Source organism: Streptomyces sp. NPDC037421 (genome assembly GCF_055602105.1).
Genome location: NZ_JBVJWV010000002.1, coordinates 232,150 through 255,164 on the forward strand (window position 1 = coordinate 232,150; position 23,015 = coordinate 255,164).

Consider the following 23,015-nt stretch of genomic DNA (forward strand, 5'->3'; position numbering starts at 1 on the left):
CGGCACGGCGGGGAATCCTCCGGAGGTGGCGGGTGACGGGCGGCGCGGAAGGGCTCCGGCCCCGGCTGTGATCTCGGCTCCGCCCCCGAGCATAAGCACTCGACCGGCGGGCGGGTTTCCATGGCAGGGTGGGGCGGGCAAGCCACCGGGGGGCTTCGGAGGCGAGCCATAGGGAGAGGGGTAGACGTGATTGTCTGGATCAACGGCACTTTCGGCGCCGGGAAGACCAGCACGGCCCGTGAACTGGCCGGACTCCTTCCGGACAGCAGCCTGTACGACCCGGAGCTCATCGGCGACGCGCTGCGCCGGCTGCTGCCGCCCAAACGCCTCGCCGAGGTCGACGACTACCAGGACCTCCCGAGCTGGCGGCGGCTGGTCGTGGACACGGCGGTGGCGATGCTGGCGGAGCTGGGAGGGGTCCTGGTCGTGCCGATGACGCTGCTGCGGCAGGAGTACCGCGACGAGATCTTCGGCGGCCTCGCGGCGCGCCGGATCCCCGTGCGGCACGTGCTGCTCGCCCCGGAGGAAACGATCCTGCGGGAGCGCATCGCCACCCGTCAGGAGCCGGGGGCGCCCGAGGAGGTGGACGTACGGGTCCGCCAGTGGGCGTACGACCACATCCCGGCGTACCGGCAGGCGCTGGGCTGGCTGAGCGCCGACGCGCACCTCGTCGACAACGGACATCTGACGGTACGGGAGACGGCACAGCGCATCGCCGACGCCGTACGCACCGGCACGGCGGCGGTCTGCGACATCGTGCAGACCCCGGAGCCGACGCGGGAGACGGTGGCGGCGGGGGTGCTGCTCTTCGACGACCGGGACCGGGTCCTCCTGGTGGATCCGACGTACAAGCCGGGCTGGGAGTTCCCGGGCGGGGTGGTCGAGCCGGGCGAGGCCCCGGCACGGGCCGGCGTACGGGAGGTCGCGGAGGAGCTCGGCCTGACACTGGAGCAGGTCCCCGGGCTGCTCGTGGTCGACTGGGAGCCGCCCCGTGCCCCGGCGTACGGGGGGCTGCGGCTGCTGTTCGACGGCGGGAGGCTGTCGGAGCCGGAGATCGCGCGGCTGCGGCTGCCCGGCCCGGAACTGCGCGCCTGGCGCTTCGTCACCGAGTCCGAGGCCGCTGGCCTCCTGCCGCCGCAGCGCTACGAACGGCTGCGCTGGGCCCTGCGCGCCCGCGAGCGCGGCAACCCGCTCTACCTGGAGTCGGGCCGCCCCACTCCGTGACGCGGTCCGGACCCCGGTCTCGCGCACCGGGGTCCGGCCGTGCTCAGGCCGCGGCCGCCCGCGCCGCCTCGTGGAGTGCCTTGGCGGTGTCCTCGGTCCAGGGGTCGCCGTGGCCGAAGCAGGCCACGGAGGGGGCGAGGGCGGCCAGCCGGCCGAAGGAGGCGACGGCCTCGGCCCGGTCGACGTTGAAGACGCCCAGCATCACCTGGCCGACCCCCGCCACGCAGTCCCCCGTGAACAGGACGCCGTGCCCGGGCAGGTGCACGCCGATGCTGCCCGGAGTGTGCCCCGGGGCGTGGACCACCACCGCCCCGCCGCCGAAGTCCAGCACCTCGCCGTCCTCGAGCTCCCGGTCGACCCGGGTCGGCGGGGCCTCGGGGACCGTCATCCCGTGTGCGTAGAGCGGGACTTCCCAGTCCAGCAGCACCGGCTCGGGAACCGGCTGCTCGCCGCGCACCACCGGGGCGTCCAGCCGGTGGGCCAGCACCTGCGCGCCCCAGCGGGCGGCGAGTTCACCGGCGGCGCCGACGTGGTCGCGGTGGCAGTGCGTCAGGACGATCCGCTCCAGCCGCTCGGGCTCCAGCCCGAGGGAACGTATCGCCTCCTCGATGCCGTCGGCGGAGCCGGCGTGCCCGGCGTCGATCAGGGTGAGGGCTCCGCCGTCCTGCCAGAGGTAGGCCTGGCCGATGGCGAAGTGCAGCATGTGGAGCCGGTCCGGGATGACTTCAACAAGATCCATGACGGCGACCGTAGGCGCCCGGGCCCGCCCCGCGCACCCGGCTTCGCCGGGAGCGGAGTACGCCCAGGGCGCAGTGTGCCCTGGGCGTACAGAAGGGGATTCCCGCGGGTGGCGTCAGGCGGTCAGGCGCTCTTGGAGGCCGCGTAGTTCACCAGGAACAGGGCCTCGGCGACCGACAGCCGCTCCAGCTCCTCCGGGGAGACGCTCTCGTTCACCGCGTGGATCTGCGCCTCCGGCTCGCTCAGCCCGATCAGCAGCATCTCCGCCCCCGGGTACAGGGACGTCAGCGTGTTGCACAGCGGGATGGACCCGCCCATGCCGCTGATCTGCATCTCCTGGCCGTCGTACGCCTCGCCGAGGGCCGCCGCCATCGACGCGTACGCCGGGCTGCTCGTGTCCGCCTGGAAGGGCTGTCCCTGGCCGACGACCTCCAGCTCCAGCCTCGCCTTCCACGGGGTGTGCGCCACCAGGTGCGCCTCCAGCAGCTTGATGGCCTCGGTGGTGTCCACGCCCGGCGGCACGCGCAGGCTGATCAGCGCGCCCGCGCTCGCGTGCACCGAGGGGGTCGCGCCGACCACGGGCGGGCAGTCGATGCCGAGCACGGTGACGGCGGGACGGGCCCACAGCCGGTCGGCGATGGTGCCCTCACCGATCAGCTCGACGCCGTCCAGCACCTTCGCGTCGGCGCGGAAATCGGCCTCCGGGTACTGCAGGCCCTCCCACACGGCGTCCGAGGCCAGGCCGTCCACGGTCGTCGAACCGTCCTCGGAGCGCAGCGAGTCCAGCAGGCGGATCAGCGCGGCGAGCGCGTCGGGGGCGACACCGCCGAACATGCCGGAGTGCAGGTTGCCGCCCAGGGTGTCGAGCTTGACCTTGATCAGGGTCATTCCGCGCAGGGTGGCCGTCACCGTCGGGAGTCCGAGGCGGAAGTTGCCCGCGTCGCCGATGACGATGGTGTCGGCGGCCAGCAGCTCCGGGTTGGCCTCGGCGTACTGCTGGAGGCCGCCGGTGCCCTGCTCTTCCGAGCCCTCGACGATGACCTTCACGTTGACGGGCACCCCGCCGTTGGCCTTCAGGGCGCGCAGCGCGAGCAGGTGCATGATGAAGCCGCCCTTGCAGTCCGCGGCACCGCGCCCGTACCAGCGGCCGTCGCGCTCGGTCAGCTCGAAGGCCGGGGAGATCCAGGCGGCGTCGTCCAGCGGCGGCTGCACGTCGTAGTGCGCGTACAGCAGGACGGTCGGGGCGCCCTCGGGGCCGGGCAGAAACCCGTACACCGACTGGGTGCCGTCCGGGGTGTCGAGCAGCGCGACGTCCTGGAAGCCCTCGGCGCGCAGGGCGTCGGCCACCCAGTTCGCGGCGGCCTGGCTCTCGCTCTGCGGGAACTGGGCCCAGTCCGCGACCGACTGGAAGGCCACCAGCTCGGTCAGCTCCGCCTTGGCGCGGGGCATGAGCGAGGCGACGGTCTCGGCGATCGGATTCTGGGACATGGGCACGCTCCTCGTGGGTGCGACGTTGTTGTGGGTGCCGGGGTACGGCGAATACAAGGCGAAAGACTGTCACGATCCTCGCACAGAGGGACGAGGCGGCGGCTCGCCGTAGGATTTCCACGGCATCGGAGCAACCGGGTGATCAGGAGCAGCAGCACATCGTGAGCAGCGACGACGACGTGAACGGCGCGAGCGCAGAGCAGGCCGCTCGGGCGGCGGACGAGGGGACCCCGGCGGAGGCGGTGGGGGAGACGGCCGAACGGGCGGCCGCCGAGGGCGCCGCGGAGGTGTGGGACGTCGTCGTGGTCGGCGCCGGACCGGCCGGGGCGTCGGCGGCGTACGCCGCGGCCTCGGCGGGCCGGAGCGTCCTGCTGCTGGAGAAGGCGGAGCTGCCCCGGTACAAGACCTGCGGCGGCGGCATCATCGGCCCCTCGCGCGACGCCCTCCCGCCGGGCTTCGTGCTGCCCCTCAAGGACCGCATCCACGCCGTCACCTTCTCCCTGGACGGCAGGCTGGCCCGGACCCGGCGTTCGAAGACCATGCTGTTCGGGCTCATCAACCGGCCCGAGTTCGACGCGGCGCTGGTCGCGGAGGCCGAGAAGGCCGGTGCGACCCTCCGTACGGGCACGGCCGTGTCCCGGGTCGAGCAGCACGGCGCGGCGGTGCCGGACCGCCGCACGGTCGCCGTGGTGCTCGCGGACGGTGAGACCGTCCTGGCCCGGGCCGTGGTCGGCGCCGACGGCAGCGCCAGCCGGATCGGCGCCCACGTCGGTGTCGAGATGGACCAGGTCGACCTCGGCCTGGAGGCCGAGATCCCGGTACCGGAGACGGTGGCCGAGGACTGGAAGGGCCGCGTCCTGATCGACTGGGGCCCGCTGCCCGGCAGTTACGGCTGGGTCTTCCCCAAGGGCGACACGCTCACCGTCGGGGTCATCTCGGCGAAGGGCGAGGGCGCGGCGACCAAGCGGTACCTCGACGACTTCATCGCCCGGCTGGGCCTGGCCGGCTTCGAACCGGCCGTCTCCTCCGGCCACCTGACCCGCTGCCGGAAGCCCGATTCCCCGCTCTCGCGCGGCCGGGTACTGGTGGCGGGTGACGCGGCCGGCCTGCTGGAGCCGTGGACGCGGGAGGGCATCTCCTTCGCGCTGCGCTCGGGGCGGCTCGCGGGAGAGTGGGCGGTCAAGGTCTCCGAGGCGCAGGACGCGGTGGACGCGCGCCGCCAGGCCCTCAACTACGCCTTCGCCGTCAAGGCCGGGCTGGGTGTGGAAATGGCCGTCGGCAAGCGGATGCTGACCGTCTTCGAGTCCCGCCCGGGACTGTTCCACGCGGCGCTCACGGGCCTGCGGCCGGCCTGGATGGCCTTCGCCCGCATCACCCGGGGCTCGACGACGCTGCCCGACCTGGTCCGTGCGCACCCGCTGGCGCGCAAGGCCCTGCACCTGCTGGACGACCGCCAGGCGCGCGCCCGCCGGGGGTAGCGGCCGGAGTACGTCGACCGCGAGCGCCGGTTCCCCGTGGGGACCGGCGCTTCGCCGTTCCCGGGGGCGGCGGGCCGGTGAGGGGGCGGGCCGGCGGGGGCGGGCCGGGCCGCTCAGCGGGACACCGTGATCCGGAAGACGGGGTGGTCCCCGGCGGCCGCACGGAGCTCGGCGTCGGTGGACTTGGCGGTGACGCCCTGGAAGAACCGGTTGACCTCCCAGCCCCACTTCTCGAGGTAGGCGCGCAGCACGGCCGCCTTCTCCGCCGGGTCGGTCAGTTCCGCGGCGGTGAAGGCGCGGACCCTGCGGCCGACGCGCAGCTCGCCGCCGCCCGCCACGCGCATGTTGCGGACCCACTGGGAGTGGCCGCGGGCCGAGACGAGGTACTGCTCGCCCTCGTAGGGGTGCGGGTTGACGGGGATGCGCTGCATCCGTCCGGAGGTGCGGCCGCGCACCGACAGCTCGGCCGTGCCGGCCAGGCTGATGCCGAGGCGGGCGAGCTTGCCGAAGAGGGCGTTGAACCGGACGGCGAAGGGGGTGGCCTGGACGTAGTAGGGGGTGGGCGCGTTCATGGTGGCCTCCGAGGCACGGTATTCCGAGAGCACTGCTCTCGCTTGAGATCAGTGTGCACGGATCGGCGCCCCAAAACAAGAGCACTGCTCTCTGAATGGATCGCTGCTCCCATTTTTGTGCACTGCTCCGCCCGCATGGCACACTGATCCGCATGAGCACCGTGCGAGGAGCCAGGGAACGGGCCCGTATCGAGGTCACCGCCGCCATCAAGGACGAGGCGCGCCGCAGGCTCGCGGCCGAGGGCGCCGCCAAACTCTCCCTGCGGGCCGTCGCCCGCGAGCTGGGCATGGTCTCCTCCGCCCTCTACCGCTACTTCCCCAGCCGTGACGAGCTGCTCACCGCGCTGATCATCGACGCCTACGACAGCCTCGGCGCCGCCGCCGAAGCCGCCGACGCCACCGCCCTCGCCGCCGGCTCCGAGCCCCGCGCCCGCTGGACGGCGGTCTGCGGGGCCGTCCGCACCTGGGCACTGGCCCACCCGCACGAATACGCCCTGGTCTACGGCTCGCCGGTCCCCGGCTACACCGCCCCGCTCGACACCGTCGGCCCCGCCTCCCGCGTGGCCAACGTCCTCATCGGCATCCTCCGCACCGCCTACGAGGGACGCGGCCTCGCCCTGCCGCCCCTGCCCGACGCGCTGCGCCCCGAAGCCCACCGGATGACCGCCGACTTCGCCGAAGGCCTGCCCCCGGCGGTGACGGCCGCCCTGGTCGCGGCCTGCGCGCAGCTCGTCGGCCTCGTCTCCTTCGAGCTGTTCGGCCAGTTCAACCGGGTCGTCGAGGAACGGGAGGCCTTCTTCGCGCACGCCGCCGGACAGCTGGCGCACTCGGTCGGACTGCCCGCCACGACCGGGCCCCGGTGACCAGTCGCTTGTCTGTTCCTCATACCAATCCGGGTGGTTCGCCTTTCACCGGGTTTCCGCGCGCCTAGTGTTCCTCGGGTCCCCGCCCCCGCCGCAGCCGGAGGAACAGCCGTGGCTCCCGCCCGCGTACTGAAGGCCCTGTACGCCGTCGCCCTGATCATGCTGCTCGCCGCACCGGCGCCGGCCGTACCCGCCTCCGCGAGACAGGCGGAGCCGTCGGCGGCTCCCGCTCCCCGGATACCCGGCGTGCGCGGCCTGGAGATCGGCGTCCCCGCCTACGTCTGGGCCGGCGACCCGATGCTGACCGCCCTCACCGCCACCACCCCCGCCGCCTCCGTGGTCGTCCTCAACCCCGGCAACGGCGACGCCCCCTTCGACGCCCCCTGGCGGGCCCGCGCCGACGCCCTGCGCGCCGGCACCACCGCCACCGGCGAGAAGACCAAGGTCCTCGGCTACGTCTACACCGACCACGGCAACCGGGACCCGGCGGCCGTCAAAGCCTCGGTGGACAACTACCTGCGCCCCTCCGACGACGAGGGCGGCGGCGGGGACGGCCGGCTCCATGTCGACGGCATCTTCTTCGACGTCGTCAGCCGCGACTGCGGCCCCGGCAACGCCACCCGCGACCACTACGCCGCCCTGCGCCGCTACGTCCAGGACACCATGCACGCCGCCGACCCGGACGCGGACGACCTCGTCGTCAACAACCCCGGCACCGCCATCGCCGACTGCTACCTCGAACCGGGCCACCGCACGGCCGACGTCTTCGTCACCTACGAGGACACGTACGCGGCGTACACCACGGGAGGCTGGCAGGGGAACGTGTTCGACGCCCGCGGCGGCTACCGCCCGGGCGCCGAACTCGACCCGAGCGGTACGGCGTTCTGGCACCTCGTCCACGAGGTTCCGGACACCGCCGCGATGCGCACCACGCTGCGCACCGCCTTCGGCCGCGGCGCCGGGTACGCCTACGCGACGAGCGCGGCCATGCCCAACCCCTGGAACACCAGCCCCTCCTGGAAGTACCGCCCCCAGACCGCCTACGCGGCCACCCTGGGCGGGCCGGACCCGTCCGGCTGACCGGTCCGGCCGACCCGGCTACCGCTCCCGGCCGGGGTCCGGGGCGCCGAAGGGGCCGTCGGGCGCGAAGGCGCGGGCGGCGAAGCGGGCGCCCATGAGGCGGTGGGTCTCCGGGGCCGGGTGGAGGTCGTCGGGGAGGGGGAGGGCGGCGAAGTCGGCCCCGCCGTAGAGGTCGAGCCCGTCCAGGTGGTGCAGGTTCGGGTCGTCCGCGGCGCGCTCCCGCACGATGCGGGCCAGTTCCTGCCGGACGACCTTGAGGGTCAGCTTGCCCGCGGCCACCTCCGCCGGGTCTCCCGCGGCCCTGAACCGGAGCCTGCCCGCGGCGAGTTCGGAGAGATCGGGGGCGCTGGGCCCCGGGGTGTCCTCGTGGACCGGGCAGAGGATCGGTGAGACGACCAGCAGCGGCGTGGCGGGGTGGCCCTCGCGGACGGTGTCGAGGAAGCCGTGGACGGCGGGGCCGAAGGCGCGCAGCCGCATCAGGTCGTGGTTGACCAGGTTGATGCCGATCTTGATGCTGATCAGGTCGGCCGGGGTGTCCCGCAGGACCCGCGCGGTGAACGGGTCGAGCAGGGCGCTGCCGCTCAGACCCAGATTGACCAGCTCCACCCCGCCGAGGGAGGCGGCCAGCGCCGGCCAGGTCGTACTGGGGCTCGCCGCGTCGGATCCGTGGCTGATCGAGCTGCCGTGGTGCAGCCACACCCTGCGGCCCGGGTCCGGGGAGGGCTCGACGGGGGCGTCGGTCCGCAGGGCCACCAGCTCGGTGACCTCGTTGTGCGGCAGCCAGATCTCCACGTCCTTGACCCGGTCGGGCAGGCCGGAGAAGCGGACCGTGCCGACCGGGCCGGGGATCCGCTCCGCCGACCCGGTGGCCATGTCGACCATCAGGACGTGCCCGCCGGTCACCGTGCCCTGCCCGGCGGGCCGGCCGTCGACCAGCAGGTCGTACAGGCCGTCGGGGCGCGGCGGGGCTCCCCGGTAGGCCATTCTGGTGCGCACGGCGTCCAGTTCGACGGCCGTCGCCCGGGTGCGGAACACCAGCCGCACTCCGGAGGGCTGCGCCTCCGCCATGGCGAGCTGCCCGTCGGCGCACTGGGCGCGGGCCCGGGCGGGCAGCCGGTGCGGCAGCAGCCCGAGCGCGGTGCGTTCCACCTCCAGGGCGCCGCGCAGGAAGCGCTCTTCGACCGGGGTGGTGATCCAGTCGGGGGAGTCCGGGGAGGTGGGGGAGGTACGAGAGGCCATGGTGCCCACCCTGCCAAGCCTCTCCCCGGCCCGCACGCGCGTTTCCCCGCCACGGGTCCCGCGACGCGGCACCGGCCCCGGCGCGTGGCCCCGGCGCGTGGCCCCGGCCCGCCGTCCCGCGTCAGATGCCCGCCGTCGCCTGCCACAGCCGCGTCAGGGACTCGTCCCCGCGCACGCCCGGCCCGGCGAGCGGGACCCGGTTCCACAGGGCCGCGTACAGCCAGGACGCCTCCCCGGTCACCTCGCAGTGCGGCTCCTCCCCGGTGTCGCCCCGCACCGTACGGGCCGGCTCCTTCGACAGGTGGACCGTCCACACCGCGCCCGTGTCCGCCGCCCGGACCCGCAGCACCCGCGGCTCCTCGGTCCGCACCCGGCTGCTCGGCCGGGCGTGGAAGCCGGTCAGCAGCTCGTCCACCCCGTCCTCCGCGAACTCCGGGGCCACCGCCGAGAAGGCGATCCCCCGTGCCGACTCGGCGTCGAAGCGGTGCACGGTCGTCTCGTGCGCCTGCCGCCGGGCCCAGAACGCCAGCGGTGACGGCGGCGCCGTCGGCAGGAAGGTGAAGCAGGCCACCGTCTCAGGCGCCTGCGCCAGGGTCCGGACCAGCTCCGCGTGCCCCTCCCGGAACCAGGCGAGCAGCTCCGCCCCCGCCAGTTCCGGCGGCTCCGGGAACGGCACCCGCTCCACCAGGGCGTCCCGCACGAACCCGGCGGCCCAGCGGTGCACCGCACCGGTGTGCCGCAGCAGGTCGGCGACCCGCCACTCGGGACAGGTGGGCACGAGGGCGTCCGTACCCGCGTGTTCGGCCTGGTCGGCGAGCAGCTCGCCCTCCCGGGCCAGGGTCTCCACGTATTCGGTGATCTTCATGCCGCGAGTCTGCCAGCCGCCCCCGACAATGGGAGGGTGGACGGGGAACTCTTGCCGCACGGGGAGCTCTTCCCGCGCGAGCGGACCGAGATCGCACCCGGTGCCGTGCACCTGCCCGACTGGCTCGGGCCCCGGCGCCAGCGGGAGCTGCTCGCAGCCTGCCGCGAGTGGGCCCGCCCGCCCGCCGGACTGCGTACCGTACGCACCCCCGGAGGCGGGACGATGACCGCCCGCCAGGTGTGCCTGGGCCTGCACTGGTACCCGTACGCCTACGCGCGCACCACCGTCGACGGGGACGGGGCGCCGGTCAAGCCGATGCCCGGGTGGCTGGCCGAGCTGGGACGGCGGGCCGTCACCGCCGCGTACGGGACGCCCCCGCCGCCCGCGGAGGCGTACGACATCGCGTTGGTCAACTTCTACGACGGCGACTCCCGGATGGGCATGCACCGCGACGCCGAGGAGCGCTCCGGGGCCCCGGTGGTCTCCCTGAGCCTGGGCGACTCCTGCCTCTTCCGCTTCGGCAACACCGCCTCGCGGGGCCGCCCGTACCGGGACGTCGAGCTGCGCAGCGGAGACCTGTTCGTCTTCGGCGGCCCGAGCCGGCTCGCCTACCACGGGGTGCCGAAGGTGCTGCCCGGCACCGCCCCGCCGGGTCTGGGACTGACGGGCCGCCTCAACATCACCCTGCGGGTCGGCGGCCTCGGCGCATAGCCGGGGGCGGGAGGTGCCCCCCGATCATGCGAGGATCCCCTCATGAACGGCAACGGGGCCCCGCTGGGGGCGGGGGACGAGAGCACGGCGTCGGCGGCGTCCGCGAGGACCAGGCTGGAGCGCGGCCGCGGCGCCCTCGGCCCGGCGCTGGAGCTCGTCCACACCGGCCGGGCCCCGACCCGGGCGGTGCTCACGGCCGAGCTCGGCGTCACGCGTGCCACCGCCGGAGCCGTGGCCGCCGAGCTGGAGGCGCTCGGCCTGATCCGCGTCGACTCCCGCCCCGGCGGCGCCGGCGGTACCCAGGGCCGGCCCTCGCACCGGCTCGCCGTCGACGAGAACGGCCCGGTGGCGCTGGCCGCGCAGGTCCACCCCGACGGCTTCCGGGCCGCGCTGGTCGGCCTCGGCGGGCGCATCGTGGCCACCGCGCCCGGCAAGCTCACCGTCTCCGCGGACCCCGCGCAGGTGCTCGACGCGGTCGTCGACGCGGGCGCCCGGCTGCTCGCCGAGTCCGGGCGGCGGTGCGTCGGCGCGGGCCTCGCGGTGCCCTCGGCGGTCGCGGAGCCCGAGGGGACCGCCCTCAACCCGCTGCACCTGGCCTGGCCGCCCGGCTCCCCGGTACGGGCCATCTTCGCCGAGCGCGTCAAGGCGGCCGGCATCGACGGGCCGGCCCTGACCGGGAACGACGTCAACCTCGCCGCGCTCGCCGAGCACCGGCACGGCGCGGGCCGCAGCGCCCAGCACCTGCTCTGCGTGGCCACCGGACACCGCGGGGTGGGCGGGGCGCTGGTGCTCGACGGCCGGCTGCACAGCGGCAGCGCGGGGCTGGCCCTGGAGGTCGGCCACCTCACCGTGAACCCGGAGGGGCGGGCCTGCCACTGCGGCAGCCGGGGCTGCCTGGACGTGGAGGCCGACCCGCTGGCCTTCCTCACCGCGGCCGGCCGCACGCCCGGGCCCGAGGTGTCGCTGCTGGCGCAGGCCCGAGACCTGCTGCGCGCCGAGTACGCGCAGCCGTCCGTCCGGGCGGCCGCCGAGGAGCTCATCGACCGGCTCGGGCTGGGCCTGGCGGGCCTGGTCAACATCCTGAACCCGGACCGGATCATCCTGGGCGGACTGCACCGGGAGCTGCTGTACGCCGACCCGGAGCGGCTGCGCGCGGTGGTCGCCGACCGCAGCCTGTGGGGGCGCAGCGGGGGCGTGCCGATCCTGCCGTGCACCCTCGACCACAACAGCCTGGTCGGGGCGGCGGAGCTGGCGTGGCAGCCCGTGCTGGACGACCCGCTGGGGGCGCTGGGCGCGGCGGCCTGAGCCGCGCGGGCGACCTCCCGGCGGGGGCGCGCTCCCGGCAGGCCCGGGCGGGCCGGGGTCCGGGGGCGGGGTGGCCGCGGGGGAGTCAGCCGGGCCTGGCGCCGACCGTGACCGACGCCGGCACGCCGGTCACGACGGCCTGTGCGTCGACGGCGGCGAGCACCGGGCGCGCGGGATTCCGTACGGTCTTCTTCACGCCGATACTGACCGTGCGCGCCGGCGCCGCCGGTGCGGGGGCCGCCCGCATGGAGAACCAGACCACCTTGCCGGGCCCGTCCGGCCGGTGCCGGGCCCCCCAGGCCTCGCTGACCGCCTCGACGAGCGCCAGGCCGCGCCCGCAGGTCTCCAGGTCATCGGCCGCCCGGCGGACCGGCAGCCGCGGATCGCTGTCGTGGACGGAGACGGTCAGCCGCCCCAGGCGGAGTTCGATCTCGACCGTGCACACCTTGTCCGGCTGCGCATGGCGGTGGACGTTGCTGAGCAGCTCCGTCACGCCGAGCGCAGCCCGGTCTATGAGCGGGTCGAGCTGCCAGTGGCGCAGTTGCGCGGAGATGATTCTGCGGACCTGACCGATCCGCGCTGGCAGGGCCTGCAGTTCGACGACGCAGTGCCTGCGGGAATGACTGATCACGGCTGCGACTCCCCGACATCATTGTTACGGGTGCTGCACCCTCGGTGACGCAATCACCAGGGTCACCCACGGTGGCGCCGCTTGCAACCGAACGCCCGGGGATGCGACCGAAAGCGATCCGCATGGAAACCCAAAGTAATCATTTGCGCAGGTGAGGGGGGTACATTTCGAAAGTAGGGGGCTTCGGAACCGACAAAGGAGCAAGGCGCATGAGCACCACCGGTACCACCGGTACACCGGCCTCGAACACGGCCGGAAGCACGGCGGCGACGACGGTCGACATCGACCGCAGCGACGCCGACTACCGGGCCTGGCTCAAGGAGGCCGTGCGCAAGGTCCAGGCGGACGCCAACCGCTCCGCCGACACGCACCTGCTGCGCTTCCCGCTGCCCGAGGCATGGGGCATCGACCTCTACCTGAAGGACGAGTCCACCCACCCGACGGGCTCCCTCAAGCACCGCCTCGCCCGCTCGCTGTTCCTCTACGCCCTCTGCAACGGCTGGATCCGGCCCGGCCGCCCGGTCATCGAGGCCTCCAGCGGCTCCACCGCGGTATCCGAGGCGTACTTCGCCAAGCTGATCGGCGTCCCGTTCATCGCGGTCATGCCGAGGACCACCAGCCCGGAGAAGTGCCGGCTCATCGAATTCCACGGCGGCGAATGCCACTTCGTCGACGACTCGATGAAGATGTACGAGGAGTCCGCCGACCTTGCCGCCCGCACCGGCGGCCACTACATGGACCAGTTCACCTACGCCGAGCGCGCCACCGACTGGCGCGGCAACAACAACATCGCCGAGTCGATGTACCAGCAGCTGCGCCTGGAGCGCTACCCCGAGCCCGCGTGGATCGTGGCCACGGCCGGCACCGGGGGCACCTCCGCCACCATCGCCCGCTACGTCCACTACATGCAGCACGACACCCGAGTCTGCGTCCCGGACCCGGAGAACTCCTGCTTCTTCGACGGCTGGACCAACAACGACCCGCACGCGGGCAGCGACTGCGGCTCGCGCATCGAGGGCATCGGCCGGCCCCGGATGGAGCCCAGCTTCGTGCCCGGTGCCATCGACCGCATGATGAAGGTGCCCGACGCGGCGTCCGTCGCCGCCTGCCGCGCCCTCGAACAGGCCATAGGGCGCAAGGCGGGCGGCTCCACCGGCACCGGGCTGTGGAGCGCCCTGAAGATCGTCTCCGAGATGGTGGCGGAGGGCCGCAAGGGCAGCGTCGTGACCCTGCTCTGCGACCCGGGCGACCGCTACCTCGACAAGTACTACTCGGACGAGTGGCTGGCGGCCCAGGGCCTCGACATCGCCCCGTACGCCAAGACCATCCAGACCCTGCTGGAGACCGGCGACTGGCGCGAGCCCCAGGCCTGAGCCGGCTCCTGGGTCCTGTCCGGGCGATCTTCGTGGATCAGGTCGCGGGGTCTGGTGCGGTGCATCGCAAGGCGGAGGAGCGCAGCTCGTACTCGGCCGTACTCGCGCGCTCCGACAACGCGGCGAGGTGCCGTGCCGGACGTGGCGGGCCCGCGAAGATCGCCCGGACAGGGCCTAGGAGGCGGCGCGCGCCGCCAGCCGGGCGTCCAGGGCGCGTACCGCCGCACGGAAGGACCGGCCGAGGCCCGGGCGGGCCGCGGCCAGCGCCAGCCGGAAGGGGGCCGGGCCGTCGGCGGCGAAGGTCCAGCGGACGAGGGTCCCGGCGGCGTCCGGCCCCGGGGCCAGCAGCCACTCCTCCACCAGGGCGCTCATGCCCGGCGCGTTGGTCTCGTCGACCCGGTAGGCGTAGCGCAGCCCGGGGTCGGCGGCCACCACCGTCTCCTGGAAGCGGACCCCGCCCATCAGCCGTATCTCCCGGCCCGTCCCGCCTCCGGTCGGCCGGGCCAGGGTGACCGCACGGAACCAGGCGGGCCAGCCCGTCACCTCCTGCGCGAGCGCCCGGTACACGGCGTCGGGCGGGGCCGCGGCCCGGGCAGTGAAGGCCAGCCGGACCGGGGCTTCGGCCGTGAAGTCCAGCCCCACGGGGCGGAGTCGGCGGGCCATGGCGTTACCCCCTGGGGTGCGTGTGCGGCGCGGGTGCGCGCCCGCGCCACCATAACTGACCATCCATCAGATGTCCCCGCCGGCCGACGGATCAGCACGACGCCGGCAGGGCCGGCAGGTCCTCCGGGAACAGCAGGGTGAGCTCGTCCGTACTCGGATCGGCCAGCTGCGCGACCCGGCCCGCGTGCCGCTCCACCATCGCCTCGAAGGTCTGGCGCGCGGTCCGGCCGTTGCCGAAGGCCGGGCCCTTGGGCAGCTCCGTGAAGTACTTCAGCAGGGCCTCCCCGCTGCCCTCGCCGAGCCGGTACTCGTGCTCCTCCGCCTGCTGCTCCACGATCCGCAGCAGCTCCTGCGGACCGTAGTCCCCGAAGGTGATGGTGCGGGAGAACCGCGAGGCCACACCCGGGTTGACCGTCAGGAACCGCTCCATCTCCTCCGTGTACCCGGCGACGATCACCACCACCGCGTCCCGGTGGTCCTCCATCAGCTTCACCAGCGTGTCGATGGCCTCGCGCCCGAAGTCCCGGCCCGAGTCCTCCGGGGCCAGCGCGTACGCCTCGTCGATGAACAGCACCCCGCCCCGCGCCCGGTCGAAGGCCTCCTGCGTACGGATCGCCGTGGACCCGATGTGCTCGCCGACCAGGTCCACCCTCGACACCTCGACCAGGTGGCCGCGCTCCAGCACGCCGAGGGAGGCCAGGATCTCCCCGTACAGCCGGGCGACCGTGGTCTTGCCCGTGCCGGGGGAGCCCGTGAAGACCAGGTGCCGGCGCACCGAAGCCGCCTTCAGGCCCGCCTGCTGCCGCCTGCGCCCGACCTCGATCATGTCGGTGAGGGCCCGCACCTCGCGTTTGACGCTGTCCAGCCCGACCAGCGCGTCGAGCTGCCCCAGCACCTCGCCCGAGCCTCGGGACCCCGCCGGTGCGGCTTGCGGGACGGCCGGTGCCGCGGCCGGAAAGGCCCCGTCCCCGGCCCGCGCCGCCGGCACCCCGTCCGCCGGACGTCCCGCGGGGCCCTGCGCGGCCGTTGCCGTACGCGGCCCCGTGCTCCCCGGCCGCGCCCCCGCGAGCACGCCGCCCGCCGGCCGCGCCGCCGGGCCCGTACCGCCCTCGTCGCCGGTGCACCCCTCGGCGAGCGGGCCGTCCTCCGCGAACTCGTAGCCCCCGCGCGCGCAGCGCTCGGTGTGGCACCGGGTGAGGGTGGTGCGGCAGCCGTCGATGACGTGGAAGCCGAAACCGGAACTGCCCGTCACCCGGCAGGCCGTGAAGGTTCCCCGGCCGCCCGCCGACACGTAGAACCCGGCCTCGGCGGCGGAGGTGACCGTGCACCGCTCCAGGACCGGATCGGCGCCCTTGGTGACGATCACACCCGTCTGCACGGCGTCGATGGTGCAGTTGGCGAGGGCACCGCCGCTGCCGTGGTCGCGGAACCACGCCCCGGTGCCCGCCTCACGGATCCGGCAGTCGTCGAGCCGGGCGCTCGCCCCGTCGCTCACCGAGACGGCCGTGTTGCGCACCTGTGAGAGGTCGCTGTCGACCACGTCCACCCGCGAGCCCCGGTCCAGCACGAACAGCGCGTCCGGCACGTCGTGCAGCCGGCAGGAGTCCAGTGAGGCGGTGGCCCCGTCGCTGACCCACACCGCCGGATAGTCGCCCGTGCTGTCGTGGATCTCGCAGGACTCGGCATCGACCCGGGTCCCCGGATCCCACACCGACAGGCCGTTGCGCCCGAACCGGCGCACCGTGGTGCGGCTGAGGGTGAGCACCGAACGGGAGCGCAGGTCGACGGCGTTCTCCGGGATGTCGTGGATGTCGCAGCCGGCGAGCGTCAGCACCGCGTCGGTGTCGAGGGTGACCCCGTCGGCGGACGTGCGGTGCACCGAGCAGTCGGTCAGGCGGGCCGCGGCGCGCGAGGCGATCTGCACACCGGCGCCCTTGACCTCGTACACCTCGCAGCCCAGCGCCTCCAGCCCCGAGCCCTCACCGGTGACCGCGATGCCCGCGCCGACGGCGTGGTGGATCCGGCAGCGCTCCAGGCGCGGGTGCCCGCCGCGCACCGAGACCCCGGCCTGCCCGGCGACGACCACCTCGCACTCCTCGAACACCCCGCCGCCGCCGTCCAGGACGGAGATCCCGACCCCGGCCGGATTCTCCACCGTGCACCGGCGCACCAGGGGCCGGGCCCCGCCGCGCACCTCGATGCCGGACGCCGAACGGGTGTGCACGCGCAGGTCGGTGAGCTCGGGCGAGCCCTCCTCGACCAGCAGCGCGGGCGCCGCCCGGTCCGCCCCCTCCAGGTACAGGTCCTGGACCACGGCCGAGGCGCGCACGGTGAGCGCGACGCCGTCGAGCGGGGCGATGCGCACCGACCCGGCCACCGCCCCCTCGGGCCCGCGCAGGGTGACGGCATGACGCAGTACCAGGTTCTCCCGGTAGGTGCCGGGGGCGATGGACAGCACGTCCCCGTCGCCCGCCGCGGCGAGCGCTGCGGCCAGCGTCGGATACTCCCCGGAACGCCGCCGCCACCGCGAGGCCCCGCCGTGCGTCACCTGGACCGTGCCCTGAGCCATCGTGCTGTCGTGCCCCCACCCTGGTACTCGTGCTGCCGGACCTGCGGAAGCGACTGAAGAGACTGAAGCGACCCGGCCTCGGGCTCCACGGTAGCGCGCGTGGGGCCGGTGAGTGGCCAGGTCAGCTGCCCGCGCCCGCCCGGCCCCAGTCCGGTCCCGCCGCCGCCCACGCCCGGTCCAGACGCGTGTACCGCCGATGCATGAGCCGGCGTACGACCAGCCGCCGGACGGTCTCCGCCAGCGCGGCCGCGGTGAGCGCGGCGGCCAGGCCCGCGGCACCCGCGTGGAACGAGGCGGCGGTGGGGTCGAGCGGCTGCCCCACGAGGCGGCCCCGGATGTCGGTCCATATCCGGAACCGGTCGCCGGCCCGCGGCGGTTCCTCCGCCGCCGGGACCGTGCCCTCGTGGCTGCTGCCGTCGGGCGCGGTCCAGGAGGCCACGATCCGCGTCCGCTCGGGCGCCTGCCGCTGCGCCGACGGATCTGCGGCCGCCCCGGCGGCCGCGCCCGGCGCGGGCCGGACCACCACCGCCGGGACCAGGTACCGCTCGTGCCGCTGCTCGCGCGCGGCCCGCTGCAAGGTCCCGTCCACCTGGAGGCCCGCCACCCAGCCGACGGCCGGGGCCACCAGCAGTACGCACACGAGCGCGGCGAACGCCACCCACGCCTCGAAGAGATCGGTCGGCCTGCGCAGCGGATTGCGCCGCCAACGCCACACACCCATTGCTGTCCGCACGGTCCGGCTCCCCCTGCCCCATGCCCGGTCTACGTCTTCGTCTGCCGTCCTGAATGCTCCAACGGCCCCGCGCGGCCCGTTGGTTCCAGTGGATGCCACGAGCCCCTCGAAGGTGTCATTCCGGCTGCCTGCCGTGGTCAGCGGCGGAGTCGGGACCTCCGTGTGCGGCGGGCGCGGTCACTCCAGGACGCGCACCTCGTCGCCCACCCGGACCGTGCCCGTGACGACCGGCACCAGCTGGCGTCCGAAGGCCAGCGACTTCCCGATCCGCCGGTGCCTGGCCAGGGTCTTCAGCGGCTCCCGCCCGCGCTCCGACGTCCGCTGGTCGGTGGTGGTCACGATGCAGCGTCCGCATTCGCGCACCCCGCGGAAGACCGCGTCGCCGATCGCGATGCGCCGCCAGCCGTCCTCGGCCCAGGCCTCGGCGGGACCGCCGACCACCAGATTGGGCCGGAAGCGGTTCATGGGCAGCGGGCCCTCCTCCGGGTGGTCGCCCTGGGCGATCAGCTCGTTGAGGGCGTCCAGCGAGGCGCTGGTGGCCAGCAGCAGGGGGTAGGCGTCGGCGAGGCTGACGGTCTCCCCGGGCAGGGCGTAGTCGGGGTCCACCGGCCGGCGGACGGCCGGGTCGTCCATGTGCACGAGGCGCGCGGGCAGGCCGAGATAGGCGCTGAACCACTCGGCGGCGGCGGACGCCGCGACCACCGTCTCGATCTTCTTGCCGAAGAGCACGACCGGCTCCAGCGGGCCGGGCTCCGGCACCTCCACGACGAGAGCGGGCATGCCCGGTCCCGACAGCTCGATCCGCCCGCCCGGCAGCGGCCGCGCCGAGGCCAACGCCAGCCGCGCCTGCTGGCGTTGGGTGATGACCGCGCCCGACGTGTCCACCACGGCCCAGCGGCGGTCCCCGGCCGGCCCCCAGGGCTCCACGGCGATCTCGTCGGGAGCGGTCCCCGCCACCGACTTGACGGGATGGACGTGGAGCGACTGGACGTACAAGTTCGACATGGGGGCATTGTGACAGCTGCCCCCGCCGGCCCCCCAACGACCGCGTGTACGGCACACGGTGTGCGGGACGCCGGCGTCACCGTCGGTGACCTCGGGGGCGGGTCAGTAGGCGCGCTGCTGGTACTGGCGGCCGTACGGGTCCTCGTACGAGGGAACGCCCGCCGCGGACGCCGCCGGGGCCATGGGGGCCATGGGTGCCATCGGGGCCATGGGAGCCATCGGACGCGGGGCCGCCGGGCGCATGGCCTCGTACCCGGTGCCCATGGCGGCCGGGCGGGGCTGCTGGGGCTGCGGCTGCGGCACGTATCCGGCCCGGGCCGCGACCTGCTGCTGCGGGATGTACGGGGCGGGCGCGTGCTGAAGCGGAACCGGCATCTGCTGCGGCTGCGGCGCGGCCTGCTGCGGATATCCGTAGCCGTACGAGGGCGCTGGCAGCTGCGGCGCGGCGGGCGGCAGGGCGGGCATGGACGAGGCGAGGGCCGGCAGGAAACCACCGCTCGAGTAACCGGCACTGGGGGAATCGTAGGCGGCCGGAACGCGGATCGGGGCGATCTGCGGAGTGCCCCGCTCGGCGACGAGGGAGTCGTAGATGGGGGTGTCCGGGAAGGAGGGCGCGGAGTAGTAACCGCCGCCATAAGTGGAGCGGGGGGAGGTCATGGGAGACAAGTTAAGCCCACGACTTCACCGGGTCTATAGCCAGGTGTCGCCAACACCGCCCTGACCTGCATATTCCCAGGTCAGCGCCACAGCTTTCACTTGACGTTCACCTGCACGATTCGTCACTTCCGCCCCGTCTTGGTGCTACTCGTACTCGCCGGTTGGCCGTTGCACGCACCTCGCGCTGACGCGGCGTCACAACGCGGTGACCTCGGATGACGTCTCCTCAGGCGGCGGAATTCTCCGTTCCTGCCGCCCGGCCGGTTTCAGGCGTCGCCGGGACGGGCATAGGTACGGCCCTTCCAGGCGGCCCCGCGCCCACGGTAGTGCTGGACGGCGGAGTCGACGGTCATCAGCAGGTAGAGCAGCGCGGTGAGCGGCAGCAGCGGGGCGAGCACGGCCGACTGCCGGTAGTAGCGCAGCATCGGCAGGTAGGTACCCGCCATCAGCAGCCAGGCGAGCCCCCCGGCCCAGGCCGTGGCGGTGCTCCCGGCCGAGGGCGGACCCGCCAGCCCCGCGAACAGGGCGGCCGGCGGGACCAGGTACACCAGCACCAGCCCCGCCACGGTCCCGGCCAGCAGCAGCGGCTGGTGGCGGAGTTGGGCGTACGCGCTGCGGGACACCATCCGCCACAGGTCCCCGAGGGCGGGGTACGGGCGCACGCTGTCCACCCGCTCCGCCAGCCCCAGCCAGATCCGCCCGCCCGAGCGCTGGACGGCGCGGGCGAGGGAGACGTCGTCGATGACGGCCTGCCGGATCGAGTCCGGGATCCCGGCGCGGACGGCCGCCCCGGTCCGCAGCAGCACGCAGCCGCCGGCCGCCGCGGCCGTCCGGGAAGCGGGACGGTTGATCCGGCGGAAGGGGTACAGCTGCGCGAAGAAGTACACGAAGGCGGGTACGACGAGCCGCTCCCAGAAGCCGGCCACGCGCAGCCGGGCCATCTGGGAGACGAGGTCGAGGCCGGCGCTGGTCGCGGCGGCGACCAGCTCGCGCAGGCTGTCGGGCTCGTGCGCGATGTCGGCGTCGGTGAGCAGCAGGAACTCGGGCCCCCCGTCCGCGGCGGCGCGGGCGTGGGCGATGCCGTGCCGCAGCGCCCAGAGCTTGCCGGTCCAGCCGGGCGGGGGGTCGCCGGGGGTGACGACGGTGAGGGGGAGGCCGGGCTGCTCTGCGGCCAGGCGGCGGGCGAGCGCGGCCGTGCCGTCGGTGCTCCCGTCGTCCACCAGGACGATCCGGGCCTCGCCGGGATAGTCCTGGGCGAGGAGCGAGGGCAGGCTCAGGGGGAGCACCTCGGCCTCGTCCCTGGCCGGGACGACGATGGCGACGGAGGGCCAGTGGGCGGGGGCGGTGCGCGGCGGGAGGCGGACGTCGGTGCGCCAGAACATGCCCTGGGCGAGGGTCAGCCAGAGCCAGGCGGCGAGGGAGGCGCAGGCGGCGATGAGGAGGCCCATGGCGGCAGTCTCGCCGAAGCGGCGGGGGCGTGTCCCGGTCTTCCGGGCGAGTCGGGGCGCGCGTCGGGAGTGCGTCGGGCGCGCGTCGGGGGCGGGTCCGCGGGGCGGGGGATCGTGGGCGGGGCGGGTACGTCGACTAAGGTGACCGGGTGAAGATCGCGCTCATGGACTCGGGAATCGGCCTCCTCGCTGCGGCCGCCGCGACGCGTCGGCTGCGGCCCGACGCCGATCTGCTGCTGTCCTCCGACCCCGACGGGATGCCCTGGGGGCCCCGTACGCCCGCCGACCTCACCGAACGTGCCCGCGCCGTCGCCCGGGCCGCCGCCGCCCTCGGCCCCGACGCGCTGATCGTGGCCTGCAACACCGCCTCCGTGCACTCCCTGGACACCCTGCGGGCCGAGCTGGAGCCCGGCATCCCCGTCATCGGCACCGTCCCGGCGATCAAGCCCGCCGCGGCCGCCGGCGGGCGGGTGGCCATCTGGGCCACCCCCGCCACCACCGGCAGCCCGTACCAGCGCGGGCTGATCCGTGACTTCGCCGCCGGGGCGCGCGTCACCGAGGTGCCCTGCCCCGGGCTCGCCGACGCCGTCGAGCACGGTGACGGGGCGGCCGTCGCCCGTACCGTCGCGGCCGCCGCCGCGCTCACCCCGGCCGACGTCACGGACGTGGTCCTCGGCTGCACCCACTACGAGCTCGTCGAGGAGTCCATCCGGGCCGCCCTCGCCGCCCGCACCGGGGGAGCGGAGCTCACGTACCACGGCTCCGCCGAGGCCGTCGCCGTGCAGGCGCTGCGCCGCATCGGCCTCGAACCCGCGCCGGGGCTGCCCCGCACCGGCGGGCTGACCGTGCTGCACAGCGGGCGGACCTCCGTGCTCTCCGACGCCGCCCTCGGCTACGCCGAAGGCCGCCTGCTCGCGGAGCGGGAGCAGGCCCACCAGCACTGATGCGGCGGGCGGCGAAAGGCGGTTACGCGGTCCGGGCCTGGCTCGCATACTGGGCCTGTGATTGCCTATGCCAAGCACCTTCCCGCCGGGGTCGTACCGGCAAGTGATGTGCGGACATGGGGCGTTGAGGAGTCCGAGCGCTGGCACAAGGCCCGGACCCCGGTCATCTTCGCCCCTGCTGCGGGTAGTTGGGCCCTCGCTGTCCTGGTGACCGTCTCGCTCGTGCTGATCCTCCGCGACGGGGGGCCGGCCGGTCCGGTGGGCACGGCGTGGCGGTTCTATCCGGCGGCCGTGCTGCTGGTGGCCCTGCCCCTCTGGTACCGGTTCCTGCCCGGCGCGGCCGCGCCGGCCGCCGCCGTGCTGGTGGCGGAATCGGCCGCCGCGGTCTCACGCGGTCCCGGCGCCGTCCTCGTGTGCCTGTCCGCCGCGTGGGCGCTGGCCGGGGCGATGCTGCGGCTGCGGTCCCGGCGCGCGCAGGAGCGGCTGGCCCTCGACGCCGCCGGGGCGGCCCGCCACCCGCTTCCCGACAGGCTCCCGCCGGGGCAGGAGCGGCGCGGGAACACGCGGATCATCGTCGGGGCCCTCCTCTGCCTCGCCGCCGCCGGAATCCTGGTGGACGGCCTGGTCGAGGACCTCGGGACCGCCCCCGGCGACCTCCCGTACGACGCGGTCGGCCACCAGCGCACCGCCCTGGTCCTGCTGGTGCTCGGGAGCACCCTCCTGGGCCGGGGCTGGGCCGCCGACCTGGCCGCCCGGCGGCTGTACGCCGACGACCAGCCCGTGCTGGTCGTCGGCGTACGGATCTCCCCGTCGGGGCACTTCTGGCTGCTGCCGGACGCCGACGACACGGCGGGCCGGCCGCTGCTCTGCTACCGCCCCGGCGAGCGGGACACCCTCAGGGGCGCGCGGCTGCTGGCCGCGGGGACGGAGGGCCTGCCGCGGGGCGGGCTGCACGACGTCGATGCCCGTGCCGAACCCTTCGAGGCGCTGCTCCACGGGGTGCCGCGGGAGGGGGCCGAGGTCGTGCTGGAGTACGCCGTGCACGAGGACCACGGCAGCATCTCCTGCCAGGTCACGGGTGCCCCCCTGCTGCCCCGCCGGCAGCACGGGCTGGGCCCCTGGAGCCCGGCCGGGGTGTCCTACGGGGAGACGGCCCGGGGTCGCCGGGAGCGGGAGGAGGAGCGCCGCAGGGAGTCCGAGCGGCTCCGGAGGCAGGCCGACCGCAAGAAGGACGCCAAGCGGGCCACGGCCACCGGGACCGCCGGCACGACCGCGGCCGGCTGCGGCGGAGGCGGCGGAAGCTGCGGCGGCGACGGCTGCGGAGGCTGCGGCTGCGGGGGGGGGCGGGGGGGGGGGAGGGGGGGGGGGGGGGGGGGGGGAGGGCGGGGGGCAGGGGGGGGGGAGGGGCCCCAGAGCGCGCGACCCGAGG

At 74.8% G+C, this 23,015-nt stretch carries 21 protein-coding genes; 9 read left to right on the top strand and 12 right to left on the bottom strand.

Annotation, left to right across the window (positions count from 1 at the left end):
- Positions 1–186: 186 nt before the first annotated feature.
- Positions 187–1,224, top strand: a complete 1,038-nt coding sequence (locus tag ACZ7IF_RS04525; RefSeq protein WP_470962881.1) for an NUDIX hydrolase — start codon at positions 187–189, stop codon at positions 1,222–1,224.
- Between the two features lie 43 nt (positions 1,225–1,267).
- Here the strand turns inward: ACZ7IF_RS04525 and ACZ7IF_RS04530 are convergent, their stop codons facing one another.
- Positions 1,268–1,963 carry an MBL fold metallo-hydrolase gene (locus tag ACZ7IF_RS04530; protein ID WP_470962884.1) on the bottom strand — a complete coding sequence of 232 codons (696 nt, stop codon included), beginning with the start codon at positions 1,961–1,963 and terminating at the stop codon, positions 1,268–1,270.
- A gap of 122 nt (positions 1,964–2,085) precedes the next feature.
- Positions 2,086–3,450 carry a M20/M25/M40 family metallo-hydrolase gene (locus ACZ7IF_RS04535; protein WP_470962887.1) on the bottom strand — a complete coding sequence of 455 codons (1,365 nt, stop codon included), beginning with the start codon at positions 3,448–3,450 and terminating at the stop codon, positions 2,086–2,088.
- A gap of 242 nt (positions 3,451–3,692) precedes the next feature.
- On the opposite strand from ACZ7IF_RS04535, the gene ACZ7IF_RS04540 reads away from it, so the two are divergent.
- Entirely contained in the window at positions 3,693–4,928 is a 1,236-nt protein-coding gene (locus ACZ7IF_RS04540; RefSeq protein WP_470963488.1) for a geranylgeranyl reductase family protein, read from the top strand.
- A gap of 113 nt (positions 4,929–5,041) precedes the next feature.
- On the opposite strand, the gene ACZ7IF_RS04545 is transcribed toward ACZ7IF_RS04540, so the two are convergent.
- Complete coding sequence (locus tag ACZ7IF_RS04545) at positions 5,042–5,500, bottom strand: nitroreductase/quinone reductase family protein (RefSeq protein WP_470962889.1); 459 nt, start codon at positions 5,498–5,500, stop codon at positions 5,042–5,044.
- A 152-nt stretch (positions 5,501–5,652) separates the two neighbouring features.
- Between ACZ7IF_RS04545 and ACZ7IF_RS04550 the strand changes: the two genes are divergently transcribed.
- Positions 5,653–6,363, top strand: a complete 711-nt coding sequence (locus tag ACZ7IF_RS04550) for a TetR/AcrR family transcriptional regulator (protein ID WP_470962891.1) — start codon at positions 5,653–5,655, stop codon at positions 6,361–6,363.
- 111 nt (positions 6,364–6,474) lie between these two features.
- A complete protein-coding gene (locus ACZ7IF_RS04555; protein ID WP_470962894.1) occupies positions 6,475–7,443 on the top strand; it encodes a spherulation-specific family 4 protein in 969 nt (322 codons plus the stop codon).
- Positions 7,444–7,461: 18 nt separating this feature from the next.
- Here ACZ7IF_RS04555 and ACZ7IF_RS04560 read toward each other — a convergent pair whose 3' ends face one another.
- Positions 7,462–8,682: a GDSL-type esterase/lipase family protein gene (locus ACZ7IF_RS04560; RefSeq protein ID WP_470962896.1), complete on the bottom strand. Its 1,221-nt coding sequence runs from the start codon at positions 8,680–8,682 to the stop codon at positions 7,462–7,464.
- A 121-nt stretch (positions 8,683–8,803) separates the two neighbouring features.
- Positions 8,804–9,547 (bottom strand): maleylpyruvate isomerase family mycothiol-dependent enzyme, encoded by a 744-nt coding sequence (locus tag ACZ7IF_RS04565; protein ID WP_470962899.1) that lies wholly within the window; start codon positions 9,545–9,547, stop codon positions 8,804–8,806.
- A gap of 36 nt (positions 9,548–9,583) precedes the next feature.
- Between ACZ7IF_RS04565 and ACZ7IF_RS04570 the strand changes: the two genes are divergently transcribed.
- On the top strand, positions 9,584–10,258 hold the full coding sequence (locus ACZ7IF_RS04570; RefSeq protein ID WP_470962902.1) for an alpha-ketoglutarate-dependent dioxygenase AlkB family protein: 675 nt from the start codon (positions 9,584–9,586) through the stop codon (positions 10,256–10,258).
- A 42-nt stretch (positions 10,259–10,300) separates the two neighbouring features.
- Entirely contained in the window at positions 10,301–11,563 is a 1,263-nt protein-coding gene (locus ACZ7IF_RS04575) for an ROK family protein (protein WP_470962905.1), read from the top strand.
- Positions 11,564–11,648: 85 nt separating this feature from the next.
- Here the strand turns inward: ACZ7IF_RS04575 and ACZ7IF_RS04580 are convergent, their stop codons facing one another.
- Positions 11,649–12,194: an ATP-binding protein gene (locus ACZ7IF_RS04580; protein WP_470962908.1), complete on the bottom strand. Its 546-nt coding sequence runs from the start codon at positions 12,192–12,194 to the stop codon at positions 11,649–11,651.
- A gap of 209 nt (positions 12,195–12,403) precedes the next feature.
- Between ACZ7IF_RS04580 and ACZ7IF_RS04585 the strand changes: the two genes are divergently transcribed.
- On the top strand, positions 12,404–13,567 hold the full coding sequence (locus ACZ7IF_RS04585) for a PLP-dependent cysteine synthase family protein (RefSeq protein WP_470962911.1): 1,164 nt from the start codon (positions 12,404–12,406) through the stop codon (positions 13,565–13,567).
- Between the two features lie 174 nt (positions 13,568–13,741).
- On the opposite strand, the gene ACZ7IF_RS04590 is transcribed toward ACZ7IF_RS04585, so the two are convergent.
- The 6 genes from ACZ7IF_RS04590 to ACZ7IF_RS04615 all read right to left on the bottom strand — a co-directional run bounded on the left by ACZ7IF_RS04590 (position 13,742) and on the right by ACZ7IF_RS04615 (position 20,642).
- Positions 13,742–14,230, bottom strand: a complete 489-nt coding sequence (locus tag ACZ7IF_RS04590; protein WP_470962914.1) for an SRPBCC family protein — start codon at positions 14,228–14,230, stop codon at positions 13,742–13,744.
- A gap of 91 nt (positions 14,231–14,321) precedes the next feature.
- Positions 14,322–16,799, bottom strand: a complete 2,478-nt coding sequence (locus ACZ7IF_RS04595; protein ID WP_470962917.1) for a right-handed parallel beta-helix repeat-containing protein — start codon at positions 16,797–16,799, stop codon at positions 14,322–14,324.
- A gap of 121 nt (positions 16,800–16,920) precedes the next feature.
- On the bottom strand, positions 16,921–17,532 hold the full coding sequence (locus ACZ7IF_RS04600; protein WP_470962919.1) for an Rv1733c family protein: 612 nt from the start codon (positions 17,530–17,532) through the stop codon (positions 16,921–16,923).
- A gap of 177 nt (positions 17,533–17,709) precedes the next feature.
- Positions 17,710–18,537, bottom strand: coding sequence for an MOSC domain-containing protein (locus tag ACZ7IF_RS04605; RefSeq protein WP_470962922.1), 828 nt, complete (start codon positions 18,535–18,537; stop codon positions 17,710–17,712).
- Between the two features lie 102 nt (positions 18,538–18,639).
- Entirely contained in the window at positions 18,640–19,194 is a 555-nt protein-coding gene (locus ACZ7IF_RS04610) for a DUF6643 family protein (RefSeq protein WP_470962925.1), read from the bottom strand.
- Positions 19,195–19,460: 266 nt separating this feature from the next.
- The gene (locus ACZ7IF_RS04615; RefSeq protein ID WP_470962928.1) at positions 19,461–20,642 is read right to left on the bottom strand and encodes a glycosyltransferase; all 1,182 of its coding nucleotides are present in this window, start codon (positions 20,640–20,642) and stop codon (positions 19,461–19,463) included.
- A 149-nt stretch (positions 20,643–20,791) separates the two neighbouring features.
- Between ACZ7IF_RS04615 and ACZ7IF_RS04620 the strand changes: the two genes are divergently transcribed.
- The gene (locus tag ACZ7IF_RS04620) at positions 20,792–21,586 is read left to right on the top strand and encodes a glutamate racemase (protein WP_470962931.1); all 795 of its coding nucleotides are present in this window, start codon (positions 20,792–20,794) and stop codon (positions 21,584–21,586) included.
- Between the two features lie 57 nt (positions 21,587–21,643).
- Positions 21,644–23,015 (top strand): hypothetical protein (locus ACZ7IF_RS04625; protein WP_470962934.1); only part of this gene is annotated, 1,372 nt, incomplete at its 3' end.

Coding starts and splice junctions, on each gene's coding strand:
- ACZ7IF_RS04530 (WP_470962884.1), bottom strand. CDS start 1,963: ATGGATCTTGTTGAAGTCATCCCGGACCGGCTCCACATGCTGCACTTC.
- ACZ7IF_RS04535 (WP_470962887.1), bottom strand. CDS start 3,450: ATGTCCCAGAATCCGATCGCCGAGACCGTCGCCTCGCTCATGCCCCGC.
- ACZ7IF_RS04545 (WP_470962889.1), bottom strand. CDS start 5,500: ATGAACGCGCCCACCCCCTACTACGTCCAGGCCACCCCCTTCGCCGTC.
- ACZ7IF_RS04550 (WP_470962891.1), top strand. CDS start 5,653: ATGAGCACCGTGCGAGGAGCCAGGGAACGGGCCCGTATCGAGGTCACC.
- ACZ7IF_RS04560 (WP_470962896.1), bottom strand. CDS start 8,682: ATGGCCTCTCGTACCTCCCCCACCTCCCCGGACTCCCCCGACTGGATC.
- ACZ7IF_RS04565 (WP_470962899.1), bottom strand. CDS start 9,547: ATGAAGATCACCGAATACGTGGAGACCCTGGCCCGGGAGGGCGAGCTG.
- ACZ7IF_RS04575 (WP_470962905.1), top strand. CDS start 10,301: ATGAACGGCAACGGGGCCCCGCTGGGGGCGGGGGACGAGAGCACGGCG.
- ACZ7IF_RS04585 (WP_470962911.1), top strand. CDS start 12,404: ATGAGCACCACCGGTACCACCGGTACACCGGCCTCGAACACGGCCGGA.
- ACZ7IF_RS04590 (WP_470962914.1), bottom strand. CDS start 14,230: ATGGCCCGCCGACTCCGCCCCGTGGGGCTGGACTTCACGGCCGAAGCC.
- ACZ7IF_RS04595 (WP_470962917.1), bottom strand. CDS start 16,799: ATGGCTCAGGGCACGGTCCAGGTGACGCACGGCGGGGCCTCGCGGTGG.
- ACZ7IF_RS04605 (WP_470962922.1), bottom strand. CDS start 18,537: ATGTCGAACTTGTACGTCCAGTCGCTCCACGTCCATCCCGTCAAGTCG.
- ACZ7IF_RS04610 (WP_470962925.1), bottom strand. CDS start 19,194: ATGACCTCCCCCCGCTCCACTTATGGCGGCGGTTACTACTCCGCGCCC.
- ACZ7IF_RS04615 (WP_470962928.1), bottom strand. CDS start 20,642: ATGGGCCTCCTCATCGCCGCCTGCGCCTCCCTCGCCGCCTGGCTCTGG.